This window comes from Rhodopseudomonas sp. (assembly GCF_048594845.1).
Taxonomy (GTDB): Bacteria; Pseudomonadota; Alphaproteobacteria; order Rhizobiales; family Xanthobacteraceae; genus Rhodopseudomonas.
The window spans coordinates 14,017-32,818 of the sequence record NZ_JBMDXE010000017.1 but is presented as its reverse complement, the minus strand read 5'-3'; the positions used below and the strand labels follow the sequence as shown (position 1 = coordinate 32,818).

The 18,802-nt window shown below is 65.0% G+C and carries 19 protein-coding genes; 8 read left to right on the top strand and 11 right to left on the bottom strand.

Annotation, left to right across the window (positions count from 1 at the left end):
* Positions 1-143 precede the first annotated feature (143 nt).
* The 3 genes from ACOJTD_RS00925 to rsmG form a co-directional block, all read right to left on the bottom strand.
* Positions 144-1,034: a ParB/RepB/Spo0J family partition protein gene (locus ACOJTD_RS00925; protein WP_420131065.1), complete on the bottom strand. Its 891-nt coding sequence runs from the start codon at positions 1,032-1,034 to the stop codon at positions 144-146.
* 205 nt (positions 1,035-1,239) lie between these two features.
* Complete coding sequence (locus tag ACOJTD_RS00920) at positions 1,240-2,094, bottom strand: ParA family protein (RefSeq protein ID WP_420131064.1); 855 nt, start codon at positions 2,092-2,094, stop codon at positions 1,240-1,242.
* Positions 2,081-2,791: a 16S rRNA (guanine(527)-N(7))-methyltransferase RsmG gene (gene rsmG / locus ACOJTD_RS00915; RefSeq protein WP_420131063.1), complete on the bottom strand. Its 711-nt coding sequence runs from the start codon at positions 2,789-2,791 to the stop codon at positions 2,081-2,083. The genes ACOJTD_RS00920 and rsmG overlap by 14 nt, the downstream gene beginning before the upstream one ends.
* A gap of 106 nt (positions 2,792-2,897) precedes the next feature.
* On the opposite strand from rsmG, the gene ACOJTD_RS00910 reads away from it, so the two are divergent.
* Positions 2,898-3,239, top strand: coding sequence for an MmcQ/YjbR family DNA-binding protein (locus tag ACOJTD_RS00910; RefSeq protein ID WP_420131062.1), 342 nt, complete (start codon positions 2,898-2,900; stop codon positions 3,237-3,239).
* 64 nt (positions 3,240-3,303) lie between these two features.
* Here ACOJTD_RS00910 and mnmG read toward each other — a convergent pair whose 3' ends face one another.
* From mnmG to hemJ, 4 genes are all read right to left on the bottom strand, one after another.
* Complete coding sequence (gene mnmG / locus ACOJTD_RS00905; protein ID WP_420131061.1) at positions 3,304-5,181, bottom strand: tRNA uridine-5-carboxymethylaminomethyl(34) synthesis enzyme MnmG; 1,878 nt, start codon at positions 5,179-5,181, stop codon at positions 3,304-3,306.
* 120 nt (positions 5,182-5,301) lie between these two features.
* Entirely contained in the window at positions 5,302-6,615 is a 1,314-nt protein-coding gene (mnmE, locus tag ACOJTD_RS00900) for a tRNA uridine-5-carboxymethylaminomethyl(34) synthesis GTPase MnmE (RefSeq protein ID WP_420131060.1), read from the bottom strand.
* 97 nt (positions 6,616-6,712) lie between these two features.
* Positions 6,713-7,978, bottom strand: a complete 1,266-nt coding sequence (gene rho / locus ACOJTD_RS00895) for a transcription termination factor Rho (RefSeq protein ID WP_054162154.1) — start codon at positions 7,976-7,978, stop codon at positions 6,713-6,715.
* 265 nt (positions 7,979-8,243) lie between these two features.
* On the bottom strand, positions 8,244-8,684 hold the full coding sequence (hemJ, locus tag ACOJTD_RS00890; RefSeq protein WP_420131070.1) for a protoporphyrinogen oxidase HemJ: 441 nt from the start codon (positions 8,682-8,684) through the stop codon (positions 8,244-8,246).
* Positions 8,685-9,133: 449 nt separating this feature from the next.
* Between hemJ and ACOJTD_RS00885 the strand changes: the two genes are divergently transcribed.
* Genes ACOJTD_RS00885 through dnaQ form a run of 4 tightly spaced genes read left to right on the top strand, consistent with a single transcriptional unit; the run spans position 9,134 to position 11,931 of the window.
* A complete protein-coding gene (locus ACOJTD_RS00885; RefSeq protein ID WP_420131069.1) occupies positions 9,134-9,973 on the top strand; it encodes a pyruvate, water dikinase regulatory protein in 840 nt (279 codons plus the stop codon).
* Positions 9,970-10,578 (top strand): Maf family protein, encoded by a 609-nt coding sequence (locus tag ACOJTD_RS00880; RefSeq protein WP_420131059.1) that lies wholly within the window; start codon positions 9,970-9,972, stop codon positions 10,576-10,578. Before ACOJTD_RS00885 ends, ACOJTD_RS00880 begins: the two co-directional genes overlap by 4 nt.
* Before the next feature lie 15 nt (positions 10,579-10,593).
* Positions 10,594-11,193, top strand: coding sequence for a dephospho-CoA kinase (gene coaE / locus ACOJTD_RS00875; protein WP_420131058.1), 600 nt, complete (start codon positions 10,594-10,596; stop codon positions 11,191-11,193).
* A 42-nt stretch (positions 11,194-11,235) separates the two neighbouring features.
* Complete coding sequence (gene dnaQ / locus ACOJTD_RS00870; protein WP_420131057.1) at positions 11,236-11,931, top strand: DNA polymerase III subunit epsilon; 696 nt, start codon at positions 11,236-11,238, stop codon at positions 11,929-11,931.
* A 127-nt stretch (positions 11,932-12,058) separates the two neighbouring features.
* Here the strand turns inward: dnaQ and secB are convergent, their stop codons facing one another.
* Complete coding sequence (gene secB, locus ACOJTD_RS00865; protein WP_420131056.1) at positions 12,059-12,526, bottom strand: protein-export chaperone SecB; 468 nt, start codon at positions 12,524-12,526, stop codon at positions 12,059-12,061.
* Positions 12,527-12,966: 440 nt separating this feature from the next.
* Here secB and ACOJTD_RS00860 point away from each other — a divergent pair, with 440 nt between their 5' ends.
* From ACOJTD_RS00860 to ACOJTD_RS00850, 3 genes are all read left to right on the top strand, one after another.
* Complete coding sequence (locus ACOJTD_RS00860; RefSeq protein WP_420131055.1) at positions 12,967-13,674, top strand: Tim44/TimA family putative adaptor protein; 708 nt, start codon at positions 12,967-12,969, stop codon at positions 13,672-13,674.
* Positions 13,675-13,750: 76 nt separating this feature from the next.
* Entirely contained in the window at positions 13,751-15,190 is a 1,440-nt protein-coding gene (locus tag ACOJTD_RS00855) for a murein transglycosylase A (RefSeq protein WP_420131068.1), read from the top strand.
* Positions 15,191-15,195: 5 nt separating this feature from the next.
* On the top strand, positions 15,196-15,789 hold the full coding sequence (locus ACOJTD_RS00850; protein ID WP_420131054.1) for a Smr/MutS family protein: 594 nt from the start codon (positions 15,196-15,198) through the stop codon (positions 15,787-15,789).
* A 372-nt stretch (positions 15,790-16,161) separates the two neighbouring features.
* Here the strand turns inward: ACOJTD_RS00850 and hslU are convergent, their stop codons facing one another.
* The 3 genes from hslU to hslV form a co-directional block, all read right to left on the bottom strand.
* Complete coding sequence (hslU, locus tag ACOJTD_RS00845; RefSeq protein ID WP_420131053.1) at positions 16,162-17,466, bottom strand: ATP-dependent protease ATPase subunit HslU; 1,305 nt, start codon at positions 17,464-17,466, stop codon at positions 16,162-16,164.
* A 68-nt stretch (positions 17,467-17,534) separates the two neighbouring features.
* Complete coding sequence (locus ACOJTD_RS00840; protein WP_420131052.1) at positions 17,535-18,146, bottom strand: DUF2585 domain-containing protein; 612 nt, start codon at positions 18,144-18,146, stop codon at positions 17,535-17,537.
* On the bottom strand, positions 18,143-18,712 hold the full coding sequence (hslV, locus tag ACOJTD_RS00835) for an ATP-dependent protease subunit HslV (RefSeq protein WP_420131067.1): 570 nt from the start codon (positions 18,710-18,712) through the stop codon (positions 18,143-18,145). The genes ACOJTD_RS00840 and hslV overlap by 4 nt, the downstream gene beginning before the upstream one ends.
* Between the last annotated feature and the right edge of the window lie 90 nt (positions 18,713-18,802).

Here is an 18,802-nt window from a genome sequence, read left to right as displayed (position 1 = left end):
ACTTCGGCTCGACGCTGGAACCCGCCTCGCCGTGCCCACCCGTTAAATTTGTTATTTTGGATTCGGGGTTCGCGCTGCTCCGCTGCGCGCCCCGGAATGACGAACGAGAGGTCGTCGTTCAAGGCATGAACTAACAACTTTAACTAACCGCCCGCCTCCAGCCGGCGGATGATGTCGTCGAGCTGGTCGAGATCGGCGTAGCGGATCTGGACCGTGCCGGCGCCGTTGTGGTCGTCGATGGTCAGCTTCATGCCGAGCGCGTCGCTGATACGCTTTTCCAGTGCCAGCGTATCGGTGTCCTTCGGCGGTTTCGCCGAGGTGGTCGCACGCGGCTTCTGCGGCTTGCGCTCCGGCACGCCCTCCTCATGCGCCAGCGCTTCGGTCTGCCGGACGTTGAGGCCTTCGGCGACGATGCGCTTGGCGACGGCCGACGGATCCGGCACGCCGATCAGCGCGCGGGCGTGGCCCATGCTGAGATCGCCGGCGGCGATCAGCGACTGCACGTCCTCGGGCAGCTTGGTCAGCCGCATCATGTTGGCGACGTGGCTGCGGCTCTTGCCGACGATCTTGGCGATCTCGTCCTGGCTGCGCTTGAAGTCGTTGGCGAGCGCATGATAGCCGAGCGCCTCTTCGAGCGGGTTGAGGTCCTCGCGCTGCACGTTCTCGACGATCGCGATTTCGAGCGCGAGCGCGTCCGAGACTTCGACCGGCACGATCGGCACTTCGTGCAGCCCGGCGCGCTGCGCCGCGCGCCAGCGCCGCTCGCCAGCGATGATCTCGAACCGATCGGTCGCGCCCTTCACCGGCCGGACCACGATCGGCTGGATCACGCCGTGTTGCTTGATCGAATCCGACAGCTCGCTGAGTTCGGCGTCAGTGAAGGTGCGGCGCGGGTTGCGCGGATTGGCCTTGATGAATTCGATCGGCACCTTGCGCTGACCGCGCGGCCGCTCGACATGCGCAGCTTCGCCGCCGACATCCCCGATCAGACTCGCCAGGCCCCGCCCCAGTCGCGAACGGTGCTCGTCGGCCATCGCCGTCTCCCTTGGATTCACGTCGCTACTCCGCACAGATGAAACGAGACTTGGTAGTTAGATTGTCGTCAGTGCGAGGAGCGCAGCGATGAAGCAATCCAGCCTGGTGCTCGGCGCTTCCGTGTTGCTTCGCTTTGCTCGCAATGACGAGACACCCGGGTGGACACGCTTCGCTTTGCCCACCCGACGAAGGATGTGACGACGCTCAGTGCGTCGTGCGTAGTTCGCGTTCGCGCTGGATCACTTCGGTGGCGAGCTTGAGATAGGCTTCGCTACCGACGCATTTCAGATCGTAGACCAGCACCGGCTTGCCGTAGCTCGGCGCTTCCGAGATGCGGACGTTGCGGGGGATCATGGTGTCGTAGACCTTCTTGCCCATGAACTGGCGGACGTCGGCGACGACCTGGCTCGACAGATTATTGCGGCTGTCGAACATCGTCAGCACGATGCCGTGGATGGTGAGGTCCGGGTTCAGGGTCGAACGCACCTGCTCGACGGTCTGCAACAGCTGCGACAGACCTTCGAGGGCGAAGAACTCGCACTGCAGCGGCACCAGGATCGCATCCGCCGCAGCCATCGCGTTGACGGTCAAGAGGTTCAGCGAGGGCGGACAGTCGATCAGCACATAGGTGTAGTCGAGCGGCGGATCGATGTCCTTGTTGAGCATCCCAATCGCATCGCGCAGCCGGAAGGCGCGGTCGCGGCTGTGGCCGAGTTCGAGTTCGAGGCCCGACAGGTCCATGGTCGAGGCGGCGATGTGCAGCCGCGGCACCGCGGTCGCCACCACGGCGTCGCGCAGCGGCGCTTCGCCGGCCAGCACGTCGTAGGTCGAAGTATTGCGGTCGCGGCGGTCGATGCCGAGGCCGGTCGAGGCGTTGCCCTGCGGATCGAGATCCACGATCAGCACGCGCTCGCCGATCGCAGCCAGTGCGGTGCCGAGGTTGATGGCGGTAGTGGTTTTCCCCACCCCGCCCTTCTGGTTGGCGAGCGCGATGATGCGCGGACGGCCGGGCTCGGTCACTGCCCTATCCCCTTGATAAATCTCATCAATGATGGTCATGCGCGGAGTCTTTGCTGGCGGTGAGAGGTTGCCGGTCGATCCGATCGAGGTCGACCACCCATCCCTGACCGCCTGTCAGGCTGGCGTGCAAACGCGGCTCGATCTTCCAATACTTGGTAGCTTCAGTCAATTCCGCCTCTACATCTTGGCCCTTCAAAAACAGCGCTCGCGTGCCGGGGGCCATCAGGGGTTTGGCGAAACCGATGAGCTGATGTAGCGAAGCCACCGCGCGCGCGGTGATGCAATCGACCGGCTTGGGAAACCTATCCACATTATCCCCGATGTCCGCGAGGATGACTGTGCCCGGCGAGCCGGTCACGCGAAGCGCTTCGCGCAGAAATGCCGCCTTCTTGGCGATCCGCTCGACCAGAATGACGTGGCCGCCCACCTCCGCCATCGCGCAAGCCAGCACGATGCCCGGGAAGCCTCCGCCGCTGCCAAAGTCGAGCCACCGCCGCGCGTCGGGCGCGAGGGCGACGAGCTGCAGCGAGTCGGCGACGTGGCGGGTCCAGAGCTGAGGCAATGTCGAGGGTGCGATCAAGTTGGTCTTGGCCTGCCACAGTCGGAGCAGATCCAGATAGGCATCGAGCCGCGCCTCTGTTTCACGTGAAACAGGGATCAGCGCCAGCGCGGCGGCCTTGTCAGCTGCCAGATCCGCGGACTGGGTCGAGGAAGAATTGAGAGGGCTTTTCGCCATAGCTTTGCTGAAGTGAAGGCGCGGTATCTCCGCGCTCTTTCATATAATGGCGGCGAGCGATTCCAGCCATGATTTTAGGACGCGTTGTGCCTTTGCAGGAGGGGTCATGACGAACGGGACAACATTGCGAAGAATGGCCTTGGCTCTGGACGGCACGACTGCAGCACCGCACTTCGATCGCACAGCGTTCAAGGTCGCACGGACCTATGTCACGCTGGCTGCGGACGGCTTGTCGGCAAACTTTCGCTTCATGCCGGATGAGCAAGCCCTGAAGTGCATGCTGCTGACAGCCGCCTTTTCGCCCGTTCCCAATGCTTGGGGTGTGCAGGGCTGGACCACCGGACTACTAACGGCGATGACAGACGACGATCTCAAGGCTGCTCTCGAAACGGCCTGGCAGCACGCTCGCCCACGTCCGAAAGCCGCGCGGAAGGCCAAAGCGAAGTAAACGAGCGAGCTGGAACCTGTTTCACGTGAAACAGTGTCGGTTCCACCCCGTTTCACGTGAAACGTTATGGCGAGGTCGCTGATGACGGCCGCTTTCGGGCAACGCGGCGGATATAGGCCGCCAGAATGCCCAGTGCGGCCGGGGTGATGCCGTCAAGACGGCCGGCCTGCCCGACAGTGTGCGGCCGATGCCGCTCCAAACGGGTTCGGACTTCGTTGGACAGGCCCGGCACATCTGCATAGTCGATGTCGACCAGCGACAGGCTCTCGTCGCGGCGGAAGGCTTCGACGTCCGCCTTCTGCCGCTCCAGATAGACGTCGTATTTGGCGTCGATCTCCACATGGGTGGCGATGACGGGCGACACGGCGCCCAACTCCGGCCAGATCGCCCTCACCTGCTCCCAGCCGATCTCCGGATAGGACAACAGATCGAAGGCCGAACGGCGCTGGCCGTCGCGATTGAGCGCCAGACCGTGCCGGGCGGCTTCGTTCGGCGTGATCGACAGCGAGCGCGCCAACGCCTTAGCTTCCGCCAGCGCCGCCATCTTGGTCCGGTGAAACGCCGCCCGCTCGGTCCCGACGCAGCCGAGCGCCAGACCGCGGTCGGTCAGGCGCTGGTCGGCGTTGTCGGCGCGCAGCGTCAGGCGATATTCGGCCCGCGAGGTGAACATCCGGTACGGCTCGGTGATGCCGCGAGTGACCAGATCGTCGATCATCACCCCGAGATAGCCGTCGGCCCGGTCGAACACCGCCAGCTCGCCGCCCCCCGCGAGCAGCGCCGCATTGAGGCCGGCGACCAGCCCCTGGGCGGCAGCCTCTTCATAGCCGGTGGTGCCGTTGATCTGACCGGCCAGAAACAGCCCGCGCAGCCGCTTGGTCTGCAGCGTCGGCTCCAGCTCGCGCGGATCGACATGGTCGTATTCGATCGCATAGCCGGGGCGGATCATCACGGTCCGCTCCAGACCCGGGATCGTGGTCAGGATCGCGCGCTGAACGTCTTCCGGCAGCGAGGTCGAGATGCCGTTGGGATAGACGGTCGGATCGTCGAGGCCTTCCGGCTCCAGGAAGATCTGATGGCCGTCGCGATCGCCGAACTTAACGATCTTGTCCTCAATCGATGGACAATAGCGCGGTCCGGTCGACTGGATTTGCCCGGAATACATCGGCGAGCGATGCACATTGGCGCGGATCACCTCGTGGGTCGCCGGCATCGTCCGGGTGATGCCGCATTCGATCTGCGGTGTGTTGATCGCAGCGGTCAACACCGAGAACGGCTCGGGCGGATCATCGCCCGGCTGCATCTCGACTGCGCCCCAATCAATGGTCCGACCATCAAGCCGTGGCGGGGTGCCGGTCTTGAGACGACCGAGCCTGAAGCCGAGCGCCTCGAACGAAGCCGACAGGCCGAGCGCCGGCGCCTCGTCGATCCGGCCGGCGGGCCAACTTTGCTCGCCGAGATGGATCAGCCCGCGCAAAAACGTGCCGGTGGTAATGACCACCGCGCCGGTCGCGAGCTCACGGCCATCAGCCAAGCGGACACCGGTGACGCGGCCCTCGCCAGACAACAGCGCGTCGGCCTCGCCCTCAATCACCTCGAGATTCGGTATCGCCTGGATCGCGGTCTGCATCGCCGCGGCATAGAGCTTGCGATCGGCTTGGGTGCGGGGTCCGCGAACGGCCGGACCCTTGCGGCGGTTGAGCATACGAAACTGAATGCCGCCGGCGTCGGCGACCCGTCCCATCAGTCCGTCGAGCGCGTCGACCTCGCGGACGAGGTGGCCCTTGCCCAATCCTCCGATCGCCGGATTGCACGACATCGCCCCGACCGTCGCGAAGCGGTGAGTGACCAGTGCGGTGCGGGCGCCCGCGCGCGCGGCGGCCGCCGCAGCCTCGCAGCCGGCATGACCACCGCCGATGACGATGACGTCGAAAGTTGTCCACATAGCAGGGCTTCTAGCGCACAACCTGATGGCTTTGAAGCGGTATTGCCGAGGGGAGTTCGGCGATGTTTCACGTGAAACATTGGCGTCAGGTGCCGGCGCTCCGCTTACCTCCTACAGCGGTTACTTGCCGATGCAGAACCGACCGAAGATTTCGCCGAGCACATCCTCGACATCCACCCGGCCCAGCAGGCGTCCAAGCGTCCGCGCCGCCAACCGCAGTTCTTCCGCGACCAGCTCCGGTGCAAGCCCCGGCCTTATGCTGCGATGCAACATAGATGCAGCATCCTGCAACATGCCCCGGTGACGCTGCCGTGTAATGAGGCTCGTCTCCGCAGCGCCGAAATAATCAGCAGAGAATTGCTGCACCGCAGCAATCAGCCGCCCAAGCCCCTCTCCGGTCTCCGCCGAGATCGCGAACCTCGCGTTCTGTTCGCCCGCACCGAATCCCGCCAGGTCCGCCTTCGTGCGAATCCGCCAGATCGTCCCGTTGGGCATCACCGCCGCGTCTTCGCGCCCGTCATCCAACCACAGCACCAGATCGGCGTCCGCCGCCCGAGCTTGCGCCCGCCGGATTCCTTCCTGTTCGACCGGATCATCGCTGGCGCGAATGCCGGCGGTGTCGATCAACGTCACCGGATAGCCGCCGAGATCGAGATGAACCTCGATCACGTCGCGAGTCGTCCCGGCATAGGGCGAGACGATCGCCACCTCGCGGCGGGCGAGTTTGTTGAGCAGCGTCGACTTGCCGACGTTCGGCGCGCCCGCAATCGCGACCACCAATCCGTCGCGCAGCCGCTCGCCCCGGCCTTGCGCAGACAGAACGGCGGTAATCTCGGCGTGCAGCTCGGCGATCTTGCACAGCGCCGGCGCCATCAGGTCGCCCTGCACGTCGCCTTCGTCGGAAAAATCGATGCCGGCTTCGATCAGCGCCGCCGCTTCGATGATCTGCGCCCGCCATTGCCGCGCCCGGTCGCCGAGCAGCCCGCAGAGCTGCCGCATCGCCTGCCGCCGCTGCATCTCGGTGTCGGCGTTGATCAGATCGTCGAGACCTTCGGCCTCGGTCAGATCCAGTTTGCCGTTCTCGAAGCCGCGCCGGGTGAACTCGCCCGGCTCGGCCGGCCTGACGTTGTCGAACGAAGCCAGCGCAGACGTCAGCGCCGCCAGCACCGCCCGGCCGCCGTGAATATGAAACTCAGCGACGTCTTCGCCGGTCGCGCTTGCCGGCGCCGGAAACCACAGCACCACCGCATCGTCGATCGGCTCGCCGGCGCGATCGCGGATCACCGCGCGGCGCGCGATTCGCGGCACCGGCAATTCCCCGACCAATGCGTCCACGACATCGCCCGCGTGTGAACCCGACACCCGCACGATCGCGATCGCCGACGGCAACAGGCCGGTCGAAAGCGCGAAGATGGTTTGGTCGTTCGGATGCATGCCTTGTCTTGCCCAGCCCCACCGTTCAGCGCAACGGCCAAACAAAAAGGGCGTCCGGTCAGGACGCCCTTTTCAATCCGCTTAGCCTTGTCGTCGATCAGGTGTTCATCGACTCGAAGAACTCGGCGTTGCTCTTGGTGTTGCGCAGCTTGTCGAGCAGGAAGTCGATCGCATCCATGGTGCCCATCGGATTCAGGATGCGGCGCAGCACGTACATCTTCTTCAGCACCTGCGGATCGGTGATCAGCTCTTCCTTGCGGGTGCCGGAGCGCGAGATGTCGATCGCCGGGAAGGTACGCTTGTCCGAGACCTTGCGGTCGAGGATCAGTTCGCTGTTACCGGTGCCCTTGAACTCTTCGAAGATCACTTCGTCCATGCGCGAGCCGGTATCGACCAGCGCGGTGGCGATGATGGTGAGCGAGCCGCCCTCTTCGATATTTCGCGCGGCGCCGAAGAACCGCTTCGGCCGTTGCAGCGCGTTGGCGTCGACGCCGCCGGTCAGCACCTTGCCGGAGGACGGCACGACGGTGTTGTAGGCGCGGCCGAGACGGGTGATCGAGTCGAGCAGGATGACGACGTCGCGGCCGTGTTCGACCAGGCGCTTGGCCTTTTCGATCACCATCTCGGCGACCTGAACGTGACGCACCGCCGGTTCGTCGAAGGTCGAGGACACCACCTCACCCTTCACCGAACGCTGCATGTCGGTGACTTCTTCGGGCCGCTCGTCGATCAGCAGCACGATCAGATAGCACTCGGGATGATTGGCGGTAATCGAGTGTGCAATGTTCTGCATCAGCACGGTCTTACCGGTGCGCGGCGGCGCCACGATCAGGGCGCGCTGGCCCTTGCCGATCGGCGCCACGATATCGATGACCCGGGCCGACAAATCCTTGCGGGTCGGATCATCGATCTCGAGACGGAAGCGCTCGTCCGGAAACAGCGGCGTGAGGTTGTCGAAATTGACCTTGTGCTTGGACTTCTCGGGATCCTCGAAGTTCAGTGTATTGACCTTCAGCAGCGCGAAGTAGCGTTCGCCTTCCTTCGGGCTGCGGATGTGACCCTCGATGGTATCGCCGGTGCGCAAGCCGAAACGGCGGATCTGCGATGGCGAGACGTAGATATCATCCGGGCCAGGCAGATAGTTCGCATCCGGCGAACGGAGGAAGCCGAAGCCGTCGGACAGCACCTCGACGACGCCTTCGCCGATGATGTCGGTCTCCTTGGCAGACAGCTGCTTCAGGCAGGCGAACATCAGCTCCTGCTTGCGCATCGTGCTGGCGTTCTCGACCCCCAGCTCTTCCGCGAACGAGACGAGCTCGGCCGGCGTCTTCGCCTTGAGGTCTTGCAGTTTCATTTCCCGCATTGGGATAGTCCTGTGGAAAAGCGAGAGGGGAGATTCGTCAGCGGAAGAGCGGCGACTGGAAATACGGGGAGTCCGCAGGTCTTCAGGTCGACGACGTCTTGAGCAAGGAAGGTGCGAAGAGGCTTCAAACCCGATGCGGCGGCCGGCTCAAACACAACCGGATCGCAACCACATTCGCCTGCTTAGGTGGGACAATCGAACTATAGAAAATCGCCGGGAGCTTCGCAAGGCGTTCGATATCGGACCTTCGCCCGATTTTGCGGCATCAGAACGGCTTCACCACCACGAAAATCACCGCACCAATCATCAGAAGTGTCGGTATCTCATTGATAATCCGGTAGAATTTATGGGATCGCGTGTTCCGGTCTGCGGCGAAATCGCGCACATAGCGGCCCAGCATCACGTGGATCACCGTCATCAGCACCACGGCGGCCAGCTTGGCGTGAAACCAGCCGACGACGAAGTAGCCCTGCTCCCACGCGATCACCAGGCCCGCCACCCAGGCCACTATCATGGCCGGGTTCATGATCGCCCGATACAGCCGGCGTTCCATCACCTTGAAGGTTTCAGACTGAACCGATCCGACTTCCGCCGAGCAATGATAGACGAACAGCCGGGGCATGTAGAGCATCCCGGCCATCCAGGAGATCACCGCGATCACATGCAGTGCCTTCACCCAGAGATAGACATCTGACCAGTCGAACATGAAGGCGCCCACCACGCGGAGTTCGCGTGCCGATGCGGAACCCGCCGTCCTCGCCACGCGTTACTCGAATGCGCGATGACGGGCTTTTCCGCAAGCTCCACCCCTCTAAACAATATTTATAGATTCTTAGGGTTTGAGTCGTAGTGACAGGGGATAGGGCCGGCACAGAAGATGTCCCGGCTTGTCCGTGCATGATTCACATTTGCACAGGTCCTGGCGACTGCTGTCCAGAGCGCGCCGGGCGCCGTGGCGTCGGCTGTTGGCGGCGTCATGGTCTCGTATTATCAAGAGACAAATCCACATTCCCCCGTTAACCTCGGCTTCATCCCGAGACACTTTCCTCACCCCGAGGCCTGTGAAGAAAACGCCGGGTTATCCCGCCCGCGTCGGCTGCGGTGCCGCAATCCGGCGGTTTTCGCCCCGCTGTTCACAGGATACACAGGGTCATGATGCTGACCGACGGCAGCTATTTTCACCTCCATCTGGTGTCGGATTCGACCGGCGAGACTCTGATCACGGTGTCCCGCGCGGTCGCGGCGCAATACGCCAACGTCACGCCTGTCGAACATGTCTATCCGCTGGTGCGCAGCCAGAAGCAGCTCGATCGCGTGCTGCAGGAGATCGAGGAATCGCCCGGCATCGTGCTGTTCACCTTGCTCGAGAGCGAGCTGGTCAACCGGCTCGAGGCCAAGTGCCAGGAGATCAACAGCCCGAGCCTGTCGATCATCGGGCCGGTGATGCAGCTGTTCGAAGCCTATCTCGGCGCCTCGACCACCGGCCGCGTCGGCGCGCAGCACACGCTCAATGCCGAATATTTCCAGCGGATCGACGCGCTGAACTATTCGATGATGCATGACGACGGCCAGCACGTCGAAGGCCTCGAGGAAGCCGACGTGGTGCTGGTCGGCGTGTCGCGCACCTCGAAGACGCCGACCTCGATCTATCTGGCCAATCGCGGCATCCGCACCGCCAACGTGCCGCTGGTCGCCGGCATTCCGATTCCGCACCAACTCGAAACCTTGAAGAAACCGCTGGTGGTCAGCCTGCACGCCTCGCCGGAGCGGCTGATTCAGGTGCGGCAGAACCGCCTGCTCAGCATCGGCGCCGGCGCGGGCAACGACTCTTATATCGACAAGCAGGCCGTGACCGACGAAGTGCTGCTCGCCCGAAAGCTCAGCGCCAAGTATGGCTGGGCGCTGCTCGATGTGACGCGCCGTTCGATCGAAGAAACCGCCGCGGCAATCATGAAGCTGCTCGCCGACCGGCAGCGTCAGAGGGTTTCCGAATGACGCTGTGGCTCGGGCCACAGCCGCTGGTGCTGGCGTCGCAGAGCCGCGCGCGTCAGACCCTGCTGGGCAACGCCGGAATTCCATTCGACGCGAGTCCCGCCGACATTGACGAGCGCGGCATCGCCAAGGCATCCGGCCTGTCGTCGCCCGGCGAGATTGCGGGCCTGCTGGCGCGCGAGAAAGCTGCCTTCGTGTCGAACCGGCATCCCGGCCGCTTGGTGCTTGGCGCCGATCAGACGCTGGCGCTCGGCGCCCGCGGTTTCAACAAGCCGGCGGATCGGGCCGACGCGGCCAGGCAGCTCCGCGAACTCGCCGGTCGCCGTCATGAACTGCATTCGGCGATCGCGCTGGTTCGCAATGGACTGGTGTTGTTTTCCGACGTGGTCATTGCCCGGATGACGATGCGGCCGCTGACCGACGACGAGATTTCCGCCTATCTGGACCAGGCCGGCGACAAGGCGACGTCCAGCGTCGGCGGTTATCAGGTCGAAGGTCTTGGGGTGCATCTATTCGACGGCATCCACGGCGATCACTTCACCATTCTGGGCCTGCCGCTGTTGCCTCTGCTGGCATTTCTGCGTAGCCAGAAATTGCTGACGTTTTAGGGGAGCGGACGAAGCATGCTGGTGCTCGGGCTGACCGGGTCGATCGGAATGGGCAAATCGACCACCGCCAAGCTGTTTCAGGAAGCGGGCGTGCCGGTCTACGACGCCGACGCCACCGTGCATAAGATCTATGAAGGCGAAGCGGTGCCGGCGATCGAAGCGGCGTTTCCCGGCGTCGTCGTGAACGGCAAGGTCGACCGCGCGCTGCTCTCCGCCAAGGTTGTGCACGACGCCGCAGCGATGAAGCGGCTCGAGCAGATCGTGCATCCGATGCTGCGATCGCATCACCAGAATTTTCTCGATGACGCGGAATCCTCCGGTGCCGCGGTCGCGGTGGTCGATGTGCCGCTGCTGTTCGAGACCGGCGGCGAGAAGCGCGTCGATGCGGTGGTCGTGGTGACCACGTCGCCGATCGTGCAGCGTGAGCGGATTCTTGCGCGCGAGAACATGACGCCGGAAAAACTCGACGCCATCCTGGCTCGGCAGATGCCGGATGCGGAAAAGCGCAAGCGCGCGGATTTCGTGGTGGATACGTCGGATGGGCTCGACCCGGTGCGGGCACGGATCCAGGAAATCCTCGCCGCTGCTGCTAAAATGCCGCGTCGCCGGTCCTGATTCGCCGGCTCTGTTTTCGTCCACCGAGCTGTCCGGCCTCCGATGCGTGAAATCGTCCTCGATACCGAAACCACCGGCCTCGATCCGCTGCGCGGCGACAGGCTGGTCGAAATCGGCTGCGTCGAGATCTTCAACCGGATGCCGACCGGTCAGGTTTATCACCGCTACATCAACCCAGAGCGGGACATGCCGGCCGAGGCCTTCGCGGTGCATGGGCTGTCGAGCGAATTCCTCGCCGACAAGCCTCTGTTCGCCGAGATCGCCGACGAGTTCGTCGAATTCATCGGCGATGCGCCGCTGGTGATCCACAACGCCTCGTTCGACATCGGCTTCATCAATGCGGAGCTGGGGCGGCTGTCGCGGGCGGCGATCCCACGTGAGCGGCTGGTCGATACGCTGCTGCTGGCGCGGCGCAAGCATCCGGGCGTGTCGAACAGGCTCGACGATCTGTGTTCGCGCTACGCGATCGACAATTCACGCCGGACCAAGCACGGCGCGTTGCTCGACGCCGAACTGCTGGCCGAAGTCTATATCGACCTGATCGGCGCGCGGCAGTCGCAGCTGATTCTGGCCGAAGTGCCGTCGGAGCGGACCGGCGTCGGCGGCGACACCCCTCGCCGGCAGCGGCCGATCGCGCTGACGCCGCGGGTCACCGATGCTGATCTCGAAGCTCACCGCGCCTTCATCGGGCTGATGGGTGAGAAGGCGATCTGGAACGAGTACGCGGCCGGCGCCTGAGCGCGCGGACCCCGACGCGGCCCTGCTTTGAGTTTAGACCGGACGCTTCGGCCTCAGCGCACCATCCCAGAAACGCAAATGGCCGGGACAAGCCCGGCCATGACGAATTTTGTCCGTTCAAGCGAGCTCAGCTCGGCTGGCTCTGCGCCCGCTCGAGGTTCTGGCGATACAGGCCGACGAAATCGACCGGGTCGAGCATCAGCGGCGGGAAGCCGCCATCGCGGACCGCACTGGCGATGATCTCGCGGGCGAATGGGAACAGCAGCCGCGGGCATTCGATCATGATCAGCGGGTGCATGTTTTCTTCCGGTACGTTGACGATCCGGAACACGCCCGCATAGGCCAGTTCGAAACTGAACAGCAGGTTGCTGCCCGACTCGGCCTTGCCCTCGATCGACAGCGTCACTTCGTATTCGGTGTCGGCGAGCTTGTTGGCGCCGACATTGATCTGAATGTTGATCGCCGGCTGGTTCTGCTGCGGCGCCAGCGAGGCCGGGGCGTTCGGGTTCTCGAACGACAGGTCCTTGGTGTACTGCGCCAGCACGTTGAGCTGCGGAGGTGCGCCCTCCGGGGGAGCGCCGTTGCCGTTGGTCATCGATATCTCTCCTGGGCGAGCGCGGGAAGATGCGGCCGGAGCGGCGGCATTCACGCGAAGAGGCGGGGTGAAAGTGTCGGCGAGTGGCTATCATAGGCCCGCCGCCATCCACAAGGTCGACCGAAGCTGCAGCCGCCGGCACGACAGCAGGCCGCCGAGGCCGAATCCACCCACGGCAGCCAGACCTGCCTAAATCACTGGCGCAGTGAACTTTCTTACAATGATCCGGTTTCCCCGCTGCGACGAAGGGCTTACATTCAGCCGGTTGGAAGCCCGGGCGCGGCAGGACGGCACTTGCCAACCGGCCCGGCTGTGCCAAAACGCGCCATTGGACGGGCCAAGTTCCTCACTACATCTGAGGGCCGGCCCATCGTGATTCCGGGCCCTCGGCCGCAGGCGCTTTACGCGCCCGGCCGGCGCCGATGAGAAAGTGAAGCGACGTGGATATCTACACCATCATCTTTCTTGCGCTTGCGGTGTTCATTTTCCTGCGTCTGCGCAACGTGCTCGGTCAAAAGACCGGCAATGAGCGGCCGCCGTTCGATCGCGCGGCGGCGCGCGACGTGCTGTCCGGCAAGCAGGACGGCAATGTCGTGCCGATGCCCGGTTCGGTGATCGACCCGGTGCCGAGCGCGCCGAGCCCCGATGTCGTGCCGCCGTCGGATCGCTGGAAGGGCATCGCCGAGCCGGACTCGCCGCTGGCCCACGGCCTCAATGCCGTCGTCCAGCAGGACTCGTCGTTCGACGCCAACCACTTCCTCACCGGCGCCAAGAGCGCCTACGAGATGATCGTGATGGCGTTCGCCAATGGCGACCGCCGCGCGCTCAAGGATCTGCTGTCGAGCGAGGTCTATGACAGCTTCGACGCGGCCATCAAGGATCGCGAGAAGAACGAGCTCAAGACCGAGACCCGTTTCGTGGCGATCGAGAAGGCCGAGCTGATCAGCGCCGAGGTGCGCGAGCACACGGCCCAGCTTACGGTGAAGTTCGTGTCGCAGATGATCTCGGTCACCCGCGACAAGGCCGGTGCGATCGTCGATGGCACGCCCGACAAGGTCGCCGACATCACCGACGTCTGGACCTTCGCCCGCGACGTCAGCTCGCGCGATCCGAACTGGAAGCTGGTTGGCACCGGCGCCGGTCAGTAAGGCGCGCGGCGCATCCGGCGCCGCCTGGGCGCGCGGCGTCATCGCCGCCGCAGTGTTGCTGACGCCCGCCGCCGCGATGGTGGCAGCGACGGTGGCGGACGCAGCGCCCCGCCACCACGGCGCGAAGCACCATCATCAGCCTCACAAGCGCCACGTCAAACCGATCTGGCCGATCGAGATTCCCGGCGGCCAGTATGCGCCGGTGAGCTGGGACCAAGTCCCCGGCTGGGCCGCCGACGATCAACTCGCCGCCTTCAAGACCTTCCGCGACAGCTGCCGGCCGATCCTGGCCCGGCCACAGCCCGGAGCCGACAGCAAGCCGATCGGCTCCTCGCTGATTGAGCCCTGCCGCGCCGCGCGCGCCGCCGACGTCACCAGCGCCGAGCAGGCCCGCCGTTTCTTCGAACATCACTTTGTGCCGCTGCAAATCTCGCGCGTCGGCGAGGATTCCGGCTTCGTCACCGGTTACTACGAGCCGGTCGTCGAGGGCTCGCGGGTACGGACCGACATCTATAACGTGCCGGTGTATCGGCGTCCGTCGAATCTGTTCGTGCGCGGCTACGGCCAGACCGCCAGCCTGCCGAATGGCGGGCCGGTGTATCGCAAGATCGGCCGCCGCAAGCTGGTGCCTTACTACGACCGGGCCGAGATCGAAGACGGCGCGGTGGCCGGGCGCGGCCTGGAGATCTGCTGGCTGAAGAGCGAGACCGATCTGTTGTTCTCGCAGATCCAGGGCTCGGCGCGGGTGAAGCTGGAAGACGGCAGCTTCATCCGAATCAATTACGACGCCCATAACGGCTATCCGTACACGCCGGTGGGCCGCATCCTGATCGACCGCGGCATCATCCCCAAGGAGCAGATGTCGATGCAGCGCATCCGCGACTGGATGGAGGCTAATCCGGAAGGCGCCAAGGAGCTGCGCCGCGCCAACCGCTCCTATGTGTTCTTCCGCGAGGTCAAGCTGAAGGATGACGACGAGGCGATCGGCGCCCAGGGCGTGCCCCTCACGCCCGGCCGATCGATCGCAGTCGACAAGGCGCTGCACGTTTATGGCACGCCGTTCTTCATCACCGGCGAGCTGCCGGTGGCGGCGGTGGATTCCAAGACGGAGTTTCGCCGCCTGATGGTGGCGCAGGACACCGGCTCGGCGATCGTCGGGCCGGCGCGGGCCGATCTGTATTTCGGCGCGGGCGCCGAAGCCGGCGCGGTCGCCGGGCGGATGCGGCATCCGATCCGCTTCGTGATGCTGCTGCCGAACAGCCTCGATCCGCTGGCCCGCGGCCGTACGATGCCGCTGCCCGATCCGCGGCCGTCGGCTAAGATCGCCAAGCAGTTTCCCCAGGCCGGGACCAAGGACGTGGCCGCTTCGCAACCGCCGGCCAAACCTGGCGACACGACCGGAGTCACCGCGCAGGCTGTGCCGACGCCGCAGGCCCGCCCGGATGTCGCGCCGGCCGCGGCGAAGCGGAAATATCGTCGCCATCACTGGCGCTACCATCACCGCCACGTACACTGACCGCGATGAAGCGTGTCATTCCTCCGCTCGATGCCCCCGCGCCGCGGCGCAAGCGCCACCTCAGCGAGGACGAGCGGGCGCTGTGGGACAGTGTCGCCAAACAGGTCAAGCCGCTGCGCGGGCGGCCGCGGCTGACCCGGATCGAGCTGACCGTCGCGCCGGCTGAGGCGCCTGCTGCAAAAAGCCCGGCCGCCGCGCCCTCGCACCAGCCGATCAAGCGTCCGGCCAAGCCCGCGGCGCCGATGAGTCCGCCGCCGCTCGCCACCTTGGGGCGCCGCGAACGCTCGCATCTGTCGCGTGGCCGCAAGGACATCGATGCGCGGATCGACTTGCACGGCATGACCCAGGCGCGCGCCCATCTGGCGCTGCTGCGTTTTCTGCAGCGCGCCAGTCACGACGGAATGGCGTTCGTGCTGGTGATCACCGGCAAAGGCGGCCGGCCGGGCGATGGCGAACGCGGCGTGCTCCGCCGGCAGGTGCCGCATTGGCTGAGTCTGCCGGAATTCCGCGCCTATGTGGTCGGCTTCGACGAAGCCGCAATCGGCCACGGCGGCGAAGGCGCGCTGTATGTGCGGGTGCGACGGGCGCGCGGTTACTAAGCCGATGCGCTGTTAGTTGTCCCACAGGCCGCGCCACCCACTTGCCGTCATCACCCGCGCATGCGGGTGATCCAGTATTCCAGAGCGGTCATTACTTAGCCGCTGATACTCTGCAATACTGGGTCGCCCGGACGAGCCGGGCGATGACGTCGGTATATGGGGGTAAGGATAGTTGTTACTTGCGGCGCATCGCAAAACCAAACCCGTCATTGCCGGACTTGACCCGGCAATCCATCGTCTTGCGAACAAGGATGGATGCGCGGGCCTTCGCCGCGCCGAAAGGGCTTCGGCCCCGCAGGCGGGTCAAGCTCGCGCATGACGTCCGCAGTTGTTGTGGCGGTTGCGGGACAAACGCAGCGCTGACGCAACTGCCTACAAAATGAACCGGCTCAGATCCGTGTTCTTAGCCAGATCGCCGACGTTCTTCTGGACGTAGTCGGCGTCGATGCGGATGGTTTCGCCGCCGCGGTCGGGAGCGACGAAGGAGATCTCGTCGAGCACGCGCTCCATCACGGTCTGCAGCCGCCGCGCGCCGATGTTCTCGACCGTGGAGTTGACCGCTACCGCGACGTCGGCGAGCGCGTCGACGGCGTCGTCGCCGAATTCCAGCGTCACGCCTTCGGTCTGCATCAGCGCCACATATTGCTTGAGCAGCGAGGCCTCCGGCTCGGTCAGGATGCGCCGCATGTCGTCGCGGCTGAGCGCGTTGAGCTCGACGCGGATCGGCAGGCGGCCCTGCAGTTCGGGCAGCAGGTCCGACGGCTTGGCGATATGGAAGGCGCCCGACGCAATGAACAGGATGTGCTCGGTCTTCACCGCGCCGTGCTTGGTGGTGACGGTGGTGCCTTCGATCAGCGGCAGCAGGTCGCGCTGCACGCCTTCGCGCGAAACCTCGCCGCCGCTGCGGCCGTCGCGCACGCAGATCTTGTCGATCTCGTCGAGAAACACGATGCCGTTGTTCTCGACGACGCTGATTGCTTCCTGCACCAGCTGATCGTTGTCGAGCAGCTTGTCGGCTTCCTCATTGACCAGGATCTCGTGCGAGTCGGCCACGGTGAGCCGCCGCGTCTTGGTGCGACCGCCCATTTTGCCAAAAATGTCGCCGAGCGAGATCGCGCCGATCTGCGCACCCGGCATGCCGGGGATCTCGAACATCGGCGATCCGCTGCCGCCAGCCTGGGTGTCGACCTCGATTTCCTTGTCGTTGAGTTCGCCGGCGCGCAGCTTGCGGCGGAACGAGTCGCGCGTCGCTGCGCTCGATCCCGGTCCGACCAGCGCGTCGAGCACGCGCTCCTCGGCGGCGACCTGGGCGCGCGCCTGAACGTCCTTGCGCTTCTTCTCGCGCACCTGGGCGATGCCGACTTCGACGAGGTCGCGGATGATCTGCTCGACATCGCGGCCGACATAACCGACTTCGGTGAACTTGGTGGCTTCGACCTTCAGGAACGGCGCGCCGGCCAGCTTGGCGAGGCGTCGCGCGATCTCGGTCTTGCCGACGCCGGTCGGGCCGATCATCAGGATGTTCTTCGGCAGCACTTCCTCGCGCAGGCTGCCTTCGAGCTGCAGCCGCCGCCAACGGTTGCGCAGCGCGATGGCGACCGCGCGTTTGGCGTCGGCCTGTCCGACGATGAAGCGGTCGAGTTCGGAGACGATTTCGCGGGGAGAGAAGTCGGTCATGGGGCCTACGTAGGGTCGGTCGGAGTGAGGAGCAAGCGGTCAGATGCGAGCCGCCCGATGCAAAGCTGTCAGATAATGGGCGGTCCCGCCTGCCACTGCCGGATGGCATCGAACGGATGAATCAGCATGATGATGTTGAGCGTCAGGTTGTCGCGGATATGCAGCCCGACCAGCACTTCGAACAGCACCGCGACTGCGATGGTCGCGGCCACCGGCAGCCGCCACGCCAGCAGAAAGCCTGCGATCATCGCCAGCGTGTCGGCGACCGAGTTGACGATGCTGTCGCCGTAGTAATCGAGCGAGATCGTGCCGGCGCGGTAGCGCTCGATGATGAAGCTCGAATTCTCCGTCAGCTCCCAGGCGCCTTCGATCAGCACCGCCACGATCAGCCGCGCCGCCCACGACCAGCGCGGCAGCAGCAGCCGCGTGCCGGCGTAGAACAGGAAGCCGTGGATGATATGGGAGAAGGTGTACCAGTCGGTGAGGTGCTGCGAGTTCTCCGAACTCTGCACCACGCCGTGCCACAGCTTGACGGTGCCGCAGGTGCAGATCGGCACCCGTCCCATCGCCCACAGCGCCATGGCCTGACTCGCCAGCAGGGCCACGACGACGACAAGCGCCCAGCGGACCGGCAGGCCGGTCGCGGACGCCGCCGGCCGTTCGGCCCGCGCCATGCTCATGCGGGCAGTGACTCGATGGTGAGATTGCCGTTGGTGTAGACGCAGATGTCCGCGGCGATGCCGAGCGATTTGCGCACGATGGTCTCGGCGTCCTGGTCGGTGTCGATCAGCGCCCGTGCGGCGGCCAGCGCATAATTGCCGCCGGAGCCGATCGCCATCACGCCGGCTTCCGGCTCCAGCACGTCACCCGTGCCGGTCAGCACCAGCGACACGTCCTTGTCGGCTACGATCATCATGGCTTCGAGCCGGCGCAGATAGCGGTCGGTGCGCCAGTCCTTGGCGAGCTCGACCGCCGCGCGGGTCAGCTGGCCGGGATACTGCTCGAGCTTGGCCTCGAGCCGCTCGAACAGCGTGAAGGCGTCGGCGGTTGCGCCGGCGAAGCCGCCGATCACCTCGCCTTTGCCGAGCTTGCGGACCTTCTTGGCGTTGGCCTTGATCACGGTCTGGCCGATCGAGACCTGGCCGTCGCCGCCGACCACGACCTTGCCGCCCTTGCGGACCGTCAGGATGGTGGTGCCGTGCCAGCCGGGGCTTTGGGACGAGCCTTCGCCCGCCGCGGAATACATATTCATGGGAAACCTTTCGCGAGCGCTGATCTAGGCACGACCACGCCGGCTTGCAAATCTCCGGACCATCGGACGCGGCCGGGCGGTGCC